The organism is Sulfuricurvum sp., assembly GCF_019163035.1.
In the GTDB taxonomy this organism is placed as follows: Bacteria; Campylobacterota; Campylobacteria; order Campylobacterales; family Sulfurimonadaceae; genus Sulfuricurvum.
In genome coordinates, this window is record NZ_JAFLKV010000140.1 from 3,316 (window position 1) to 11,049 (window position 7,734).

Annotated in this window: 10 protein-coding genes; 1 reads left to right on the forward strand and 9 read right to left on the reverse strand. The window is 42.3% G+C overall.

The window, feature by feature from the left end:
* The 9 genes from JZU62_RS10130 to JZU62_RS10170 all read right to left on the reverse strand — a co-directional run.
* Positions 1-559, reverse strand: a 559-nt coding sequence (locus JZU62_RS10130; RefSeq protein ID WP_295014432.1) for a molybdopterin-binding protein, incomplete at its 3' end; no start/stop codon positions are given.
* A 45-nt stretch (positions 560-604) separates the two neighbouring features.
* Positions 605-1,252, reverse strand: a complete 648-nt coding sequence (gene adk, locus JZU62_RS10135; RefSeq protein WP_295014433.1) for an adenylate kinase — start codon at positions 1,250-1,252, stop codon at positions 605-607.
* 15 nt (positions 1,253-1,267) lie between these two features.
* The gene (locus JZU62_RS10140; protein ID WP_295014435.1) at positions 1,268-1,840 is read right to left on the reverse strand and encodes an adenylate kinase; all 573 of its coding nucleotides are present in this window, start codon (positions 1,838-1,840) and stop codon (positions 1,268-1,270) included.
* A gap of 2 nt (positions 1,841-1,842) precedes the next feature.
* Entirely contained in the window at positions 1,843-3,597 is a 1,755-nt protein-coding gene (gene aspS / locus JZU62_RS10145) for an aspartate--tRNA ligase (protein ID WP_295014437.1), read from the reverse strand.
* A 65-nt stretch (positions 3,598-3,662) separates the two neighbouring features.
* Positions 3,663-3,938 (reverse strand): type II toxin-antitoxin system RelE/ParE family toxin, encoded by a 276-nt coding sequence (locus JZU62_RS10150; protein WP_295014439.1) that lies wholly within the window; start codon positions 3,936-3,938, stop codon positions 3,663-3,665.
* Positions 3,928-4,188, reverse strand: a complete 261-nt coding sequence (locus tag JZU62_RS10155; protein ID WP_295014441.1) for a type II toxin-antitoxin system prevent-host-death family antitoxin — start codon at positions 4,186-4,188, stop codon at positions 3,928-3,930. Before JZU62_RS10155 ends, JZU62_RS10150 begins: the two co-directional genes overlap by 11 nt.
* Before the next feature lie 329 nt (positions 4,189-4,517).
* Positions 4,518-5,564 (reverse strand): DUF4062 domain-containing protein, encoded by a 1,047-nt coding sequence (locus tag JZU62_RS10160; RefSeq protein ID WP_295014443.1) that lies wholly within the window; start codon positions 5,562-5,564, stop codon positions 4,518-4,520.
* A gap of 299 nt (positions 5,565-5,863) precedes the next feature.
* Positions 5,864-6,118 carry a hypothetical protein gene (locus JZU62_RS10165; protein ID WP_295014445.1) on the reverse strand — a complete coding sequence of 85 codons (255 nt, stop codon included), beginning with the start codon at positions 6,116-6,118 and terminating at the stop codon, positions 5,864-5,866.
* Positions 6,119-6,222: 104 nt separating this feature from the next.
* Positions 6,223-6,618 (reverse strand): P-II family nitrogen regulator, encoded by a 396-nt coding sequence (locus tag JZU62_RS10170; RefSeq protein ID WP_295014447.1) that lies wholly within the window; start codon positions 6,616-6,618, stop codon positions 6,223-6,225.
* Between the two features lie 209 nt (positions 6,619-6,827).
* Here JZU62_RS10170 and JZU62_RS10175 point away from each other — a divergent pair.
* Positions 6,828-7,734 (forward strand): iron-sulfur cluster assembly scaffold protein (locus JZU62_RS10175; protein WP_295014449.1); only part of this gene is annotated, 907 nt, incomplete at its 3' end.

The window sequence follows — 7,734 nt, forward strand, 5'->3', positions numbered from 1 at the left end:
ACGTATTTTCTGAGGTCTGAGCTATGAGCGTATGGCGATAGAGCTTTGGGGCTTGGGGATAAAACCGCTCCAGTGCCTCTTCGACCATCGGGTGGGACATTTCCGGAAATCCCGGCATGAAAAAAAAGCGATCTTCGAGGTAAAAGCCCGACATATTGTTAATGACGTTATGGAGCAGTCCCGAATTCTTTGGGAGTTCTGCCATGTGGATACGGTGCGGGTAGGCCGCATCTGCGAATCGCTCGATGATATAACCGGCAAATTGCTCATGAGGTACCAATACCCCATCACCGAAGACATCGGAGGCAATCTGGCGGGTCAAATCATCTGGGGTTGAACCGATCCCGCCGAAACTGAACATCACCGCATCAGGATCGTTTTTGATCATTGCGAAGGTGTTATGAATCAATAAGGGATCATCTTTGATGATGAAGGAAGAGAAGAGGGTATGACCGCGACGGAGCAGGGCATCACGAATATAGAGAAAATGTTTGTCTTCACGACGGGCGTTTAGGATTTCAGAACCGATAATAACGGCATAAATGTGGGGTGTTTTCATACAAGGATTATAACACGAGATTCCCCGCGAAGGGGAGAAGAGAAATTATTTTAATTGGGTGAGAATTTCTTGCTCAACCGCATCGATTTTTTGGGTTCCGTCGATGGTGATGTATTTTACAGAGCTATCAGCCGCCGCAACACCTTGATAGTAGTTGACAAGGGGAGCGGTTTGCTCGTGGTAGACACGGAGACGGTCAAGTACTACTTCGGCTTTATCATCAGCTCGTTGTACGAGTTCTTCTCCCGTTTCGTCATCTTTTCCTTCCACTTTCGGCGGATTGAAAACGACATGATAGGTACGTCCCGATGCGAGGTGGGCACGGCGTCCAGACATACGCTCAACGATAACGCTATCAGCAACATCGATCTCGATCACGGCATCGATTGCTACACCTGCTTCTTTGAGAGCGTCAGCTTGAGGAACGGTACGTGGGAAACCATCGAGGAGGAAACCGTTTTTACAATCGTCTTCTAAAATACGTTCTTTAACAAGACCGATAATAATCTCATCGGTGACAAGTTTGCCCGAATCCATAAACGATTTCGCCAATGTTCCAAGTTCGGTTCCTGCTTTGATAGCGGCGCGGAGCATATCGCCCGTAGAGATTTGTGGAATACCGAATGTCTTTGTCAAAAACTGAGCTTGTGTCCCTTTTCCGGCACCCGGAGCACCCAAAAGAATGATTTTCATATTAATTCCTATTAATTAGATTTTTGATTCGATAAAAAGTTCCATCTCATCGACAATCGCTTCGATGGATCGTTCGCCGTTGATTTTATGGAGGAGATTTTTTTCCTCATAAAAAGCTTGAATAACCGCTAAAGGATCGGTATAAACACTCATACGGTTGTTAAATACTTCTTCTTTATCATCTTCACCGCGAGAACGTCCTAGTACACGATCTCGTGCGACCTCTTCACTCACTACGACTTCGATAACACTGACAAGCTCGATGGAGTGGTCGTTTTGCAAGTATTTATCGAGTTCGCTCATTTGCTCGAATGATCTAGGATAGCCATCGAACAAGATCACGTCTGAGGGGGCAATTTTGATTGCACTGGTAATCGTATCAATCGCGATCTCGATAGGGACGATCTGTCCACGGCTGATAAAGCTGTGGATGAGTTGTCCACGTTCGCTTCCGCTCGCTACTTCGGCGCGGAGGAGATCACCGGTAGAGTAATGGATAATATCATCACTGTTACGTTCCGCAATAATCTCCGCATCAGTCGTTTTTCCTGAACCCGGTGCGCCGATAATCAAAAAAAGCTTTTTCATGATTACTTTGCACTCTCTCTAAGACGGATATGGAGCTCACGAAGTTGAGTCAACTCGACCGGACTCGGCGCTTGAGTCATGATACAAGAAGCTTTTTGGGTTTTCGGGAACGCGATAACGTCACGGATGCTATCTTTTTTGGAGAGCAACATCATGAAACGGTCAAATCCGATAGCGAAACCACCGTGTGGCGGTGCTCCGAATTTGAGTGCATCGAGGAGGAACCCGAATTTCTCTTGTGCTTCCTCTTCACCGATACCGAGGAGGGTGAAGATTTGCTCTTGAAGAGCTTGTTTATGGATGCGGATCGATCCGCCGCCAAGTTCGGTTCCATTAAGTACGATATCGTAAGCAATCGATTCGATGTCTTCGAGGTGTTCGTGGTTCAAATCACGCGGCATGGTGAACGGATGGTGAAGGGCTTTGACACGACCCTCTTCGATTTCGAACATCGGGAAATCAACAACCCAGACAAATTCGAAGCGATCTTTGTCGATCAGGTTCATTTTTTCATGTTCTGCGATGAAGATACGGAAACGTCCCATATAATCCCACACGGTTTTTTTATCTCCCGCACCGAAGAAGACAACGTCGCCCACTTCCATACCGGTACGATCAATGAGGAGTTGTAAATCTTCAGGAGCAAAGAATTTTTCCAATGGTCCTTTGAGACCATCCTCTTTCATTTGGAAGTAACCGAGACCTTTAGCCCCGAATTTGCGAACGTAATCTTCGAAGCTTTTCATTTCACGTTTAGAGAATGCCAAATCAGCACCCGGAACACGAAGCGCTTTGATACGGTTCATTTTTGGGTTAGCCGCGATCCCTGTGAAAATTTCGTTGTCACAACGTGCGAAGATATCGATTACATCGACCATTTTAAGATCATAACGGAGGTCGGGTTTATCTGAACCGTACCACTCCATTGCATCGGAGTATTTGATACGGTTGAACGGCGTATGGACTTCGTGTCCCGCACTAGCGAACATACCCGTGATGAGTTCTTCGGCAACACGGATAACATCTTCTTGGTTACAGAAGCTCATCTCGACGTCGATTTGGGTAAATTCAGGTTGACGATCAGCACGCAAATCTTCGTCACGGAAACATTTCGCGATTTGGAAATAACGATCAAACCCTCCAACCATCAAGAGCTGTTTGAAAAGCTGAGGAGATTGAGGTAGGGCGTAGAATTCACCCTCATGTACACGGCTCGGAACGAGATAGTCACGTGCACCCTCAGGGGTTGATTTGGTCAAAATCGGGGTTTCAACTTCCAAAAATCCGAGTTTATCGAGGACATTACGTGCCGCGATTGCCGCTTTGGATCGGAGCATAAAGGTGTTGTACATGAGTGGATTACGTAGATCAAGGTAACGGTATTTAAGGCGAGTTTCTTCACCCACAGTGTTGTCACCGATCACGAACGGAACCGGCTCGGAGCGATTTTCGATGATGAGCTCTTCGACAACTACTTCGATAGCACCTGTTTTGAGACGTGGATTTACCAGTCCCTCACCACGAGAACGGACGCGTCCATGAGCGATGAGAACAAATTCATCACGTACTTCACTGGCAAGTTTATGAGCATGAGCATTGTCAGCAGGGTCGCATACAAGCTGAATCAGACCGCTTTTATCGCGTAAATCGATAAAAACAATCCCACCATGGTCGCGGTAGCTGTTCGCCCAACCGCATAGGACGACGTTATCGCCTACGTTTGCTTCACTTAAATCGGTACAAAAATGACTTCTCAATGCAAAGTCCTTAGGTTATATTTTTCGCAATTATAGCGCTTATAAGCTTGCGGTTTGATAATAAGCTAATAGACTTCGTCGTGGGTTCCGATGTTGAGGGGGATGATGATTTTGTCTACAACGATAAAATCCATGATAATTCGGTACTCGATATTGATAGATACGGAATAATACTCGTGTAACTCTCCGTTTAATTTATGGAGTCGCAACGAGGGGTGATAGGGATTTTCCCTTAAAATCTGTATGGTTTTGTCATACCGAGATGCCATGTCTTTATGACGTTTGATAAATTTTCTGGCTTTTTTTTGGTAATCGTCGGTTAAATGGATTTCATAGTTCATTGGCTAACTCGTGAATCTCACGGAGATGCGCATCTACATCAGTTGTATAGCGTCCTGCCTTTATGTCCGCCATCGCATTATCATACGCTTTATCGAGTTCCATCGCGCGCAGTTCTTTATAGCGTTCCATATCGATTACGACGTATTTGTTTTTACCGCGCACGTTTATGATGACCTCTTCGGCTTTTTCGAAGAGTTTATCGAAGAGTGAAACCCCTTTTGTCTTGACTTCATTCGCCATTACTATCATAATCGTCTCCTTAATAGTACTATTAATAGAATTATACAGAGTATTTTACGTTTTGGCGCACAAAGGGGTCAAAATTGCACGGCTGATTCATTCTAGTATTCTTCTTTGTCATCCCGTACTTGATACGGGATCTAAAATACAATTTAGATGCTGAATCAAGTTCAGCATGACGATCTGAATAACAAACAGTAAAGAATGAATCAGCCATGGTCAAAATCGGATAGGTGAGTATATGAAAGTGGGGCTAGTGATTATGCCTCCGGTGTTGTTGGAGGCGTTGATAGGGTTAATATAAAGCTAATTTACCCTTGACCACCATTATAATACTATTAATCAAACAGGGAATTATTATTGACAAGTTTATTGTATATTTCAAATCTGACTGATTCGTCGACTTCTTTTAACGCATTATAGGCTTGTTCTATTTTCGGATGAGCTATGGTTGTAGGTTTCCCATTTGTATAACTTTTGATTCCAAGTCCTACGCCCTGATCTCTAATCCACAAGACAACACCAAATCCTTCCTCCTCATCCCACTCTTCAGTAAAAAAATCATTCGTTTTTTCAAGGAAGCTCCACCATGTATTTTGATTTAAGTCTATTGCTTTTAATTCATCGATTGTCGTGTATCTAAGAAATGGTATACTAAAAGTATCTTGGATTAAGCGTACAAAATTTTCTGCTTCAACTTTATAATCTATTTGTTCAATCGCTTTTTCTGCTTCGTCTGAATTGGTGGCTTTTAACAAAACTTTGATTAACTCTTGTGATTTTTTTGTTGCTAATGATAGATCATCTAAAAGTCTATTAGTGATTTTTGAAGCATCTTCACTGTTTCGTTGGAGTAGAAAATCATACATCATACCAGCCCACTGTTTCTTCAAATATCCTTCAATATCTGAAAAATTTCCAAATGGAAAAATGGCATTATTTTTTACATTTTTCCGTACTTCATCGATAAAATCAAAAATTTTTACATTATCAACACTTGGATATTCGATTTGGTCGGCTATTGTAGGGTTATTCTTTTTATTTGTGGCAAAAACATGATGATCTGAATAGACAGCATTTTCAATGAGAGCGAAAACGGGAATGTTGTTTTTAATCGCTTCTTTGTACTCATTGTTAGTAATTGAGGTTTCTTTACCCACAAAAGTTCCGCCGTATCTACCTCCAATAATTAATATAAAAAGCTGACAGGTTTCGACTTCTTTGATGCAAGAATCATGTGTATGTGCTGAAGGATTATAGAAAACATCACCGTCATCAGATAAAACAGGGTCATAACCGACAGTTTTTACAAAATATTTGAGACTTTCTCTAATATGCTTTAAGTCATAACATGTCGAACTAATAAAAACTCTTGGAATTGCCATTATGAAACTCACTATGTATATTTTCAAACTATAGTATCAAAAATTCACTATTTTTAATCTAATATAGATTTCTGTTACGTAATACGGGAAAAAGGAATTTTGTGAATGATTATGTTGACTTTTTAGCGATGGCAAAATCTTCATCATTGATGATAAGACCGCGATTTTTGAGAAGATCAATTTGGTTTTGATACGATAAGTGAAATTTGTTATTAGGAGTCATAAGCACTTCCCCACTTGCACATTATAAAGAAGTGGGGGACGTATGTTGAGAGAATTATCACGCAAATAAATAAAGATCAGCTTTGTTTCTCCAAAAGCTCCTCTTCCTCTTCAAAGATTTTAAAGGCTTCATTTAGATCGGATGGTTTGATAGTTTCATTTTCCATTTCTTTGAGCGCTTCTGCTTCTTCAACTTTGGCATGTTCTTCTTCGACATATTCGATAAAAGTTTCAATCTCTTGATCTGGTTGATAAAATTGGGTATATCCTAACGCGATCTCGACAAACTCTATCCCGCATCCGAAATCGATTAATTGTTGTTTTAAATCCATACTATTTCCTAATAATTTATTGGGCGATATTATAGATAAATATAGTTGAGAAATATGCCATTGATCCTCCGCAACGCAAAGGTATTGCGGAAGTTATAGCGCTATTAGCTCGATGGGGTATCGACAGCGGTGAAGAAAGTATTGGTTTTAGGGATTGCACGCGGGGTTGGTTGTGTAAGAGCTACTTCGTCTTTCTCCCCTGTACGGATACGCTCAACTTCGAGTACCGGAGTGACCCAGATTTTACCTGCACCGTGACCTAAATCTTGTGTGTGGGCGCGGATTGCTTCCATTGTGACCTCTTTGGTTTTATCGTTGGAGACGACGATAATGACCATTACTTTCGGATACAAATCGGGTGCGTTGTTTTTTTCAGCAATTCCGAGGGAACCTTTTCCGATGACTTCGGTAACGGTAACTCCTTCGATTTCATTATCAAAAAGTTCACGAAGAACATCGTTTAAGCAGTGGCGGTTAAATACAGCGGTAATCTGGACCATTTTGGACCCCTTTAATATGGTTTGTTGATGTGTCATTATAAGTTGAATCGGTGAGAGTATTCACCAACTCATTGCTTATAAAATAATCAACGGCTATGAAGTTGGGGTGCATAGAGCGTTCTTGATTATAAGTGCTACAAAATTGTCATTTGTGGATAAGAACAGCTATTGCAATGAAGAGAATATTATCATCGATCAAGGGGAAAACAATGGCACGAGATACATTAATCGGCGGAGCATTATGGGAAGAGTATTCAAGCGAAGTACAACGACGGATGAACGATCCGATCAATATGGGCGAGATTACCCAAGAAGAAGCGGATGCTGCGGATAAAAAACTGATTATTGCCGATTTCGGTGCTGAAAGCTGTGGGGATGCGGTGCGACTCTACTGGATGATCGATCCTAAAAATGATGTTATTGTAAAAAGTAGATTTAAAAGTTTCGGATGCGGAACGGCAATCGCCAGTTCTGACATGATGGCGGAGCTTTGTATGGAAAAAACGGTCGATGAAGCGCTCAAAATTACCAATATCGATGTGGAAAAAGCGCTCCGTGACGAGGAAGATATCCCTGCGGTTCCTGGGCAAAAAATGCACTGTTCCGTTATGGCGTATGATGTGATCAAAAAAGCGGCATCGATCTATAAAGGGGTCGATATGGCGGAGTTCGAGACCGAATTTATCGTGTGCGAATGTGCCCGTGTGAGTCTCGATACCCTCAAAGAGGTGATCCGTTTGAACAAGCTTGAAACGATTGAAGCTATCACCGACTACACCAAAGCGGGCGGCTTTTGTAAATCGTGTATCAAACCCGGTGGACATGAGAAAAAAGATGTCTACCTCGTCGATATGCTCGCCGAAATCACGGCTGAACTGCAAAAAGAGGCAATCAGTAAAAAGATCAAAGAAGCCAAAGGGGACGGAAACTTCAATGCTATGAGTTTGGTACAAAAACTCCGCAGTATTGAATCGATCCTCGAAGAGTACATCCGCCCGACACTCAAAGCTGACCATGGGGATGTTGAAGTGATCGATCTCAAAGAGGTAGATGGGGAACACGAACTCTATATCCAGTATAAGGGAGAGTGTATGAGCTGTTCGATGAACACGACGA

Bases quoted from the DNA above. Each gene is read 5' to 3' on its own strand.
- adk (WP_295014433.1), bottom strand. From the start codon at position 1,252: ATGAAAATCATTCTTTTGGGTGCTCCGGGTGCCGGAAAAGGGACACAA.
- JZU62_RS10140 (WP_295014435.1), bottom strand. From the start codon at position 1,840: ATGAAAAAGCTTTTTTTGATTATCGGCGCACCGGGTTCAGGAAAAACG.
- JZU62_RS10170 (WP_295014447.1), bottom strand. From the start codon at position 6,618: ATGGTCCAGATTACCGCTGTATTTAACCGCCACTGCTTAAACGATGTT.
- JZU62_RS10150 (WP_295014439.1), bottom strand. From the start codon at position 3,938: ATGAACTATGAAATCCATTTAACCGACGATTACCAAAAAAAAGCCAGA.
- JZU62_RS10155 (WP_295014441.1), bottom strand. From the start codon at position 4,188: ATGATAGTAATGGCGAATGAAGTCAAGACAAAAGGGGTTTCACTCTTC.
- JZU62_RS10160 (WP_295014443.1), bottom strand. From the start codon at position 5,564: ATGGCAATTCCAAGAGTTTTTATTAGTTCGACATGTTATGACTTAAAG.
- JZU62_RS10165 (WP_295014445.1), bottom strand. From the start codon at position 6,118: ATGGATTTAAAACAACAATTAATCGATTTCGGATGCGGGATAGAGTTT.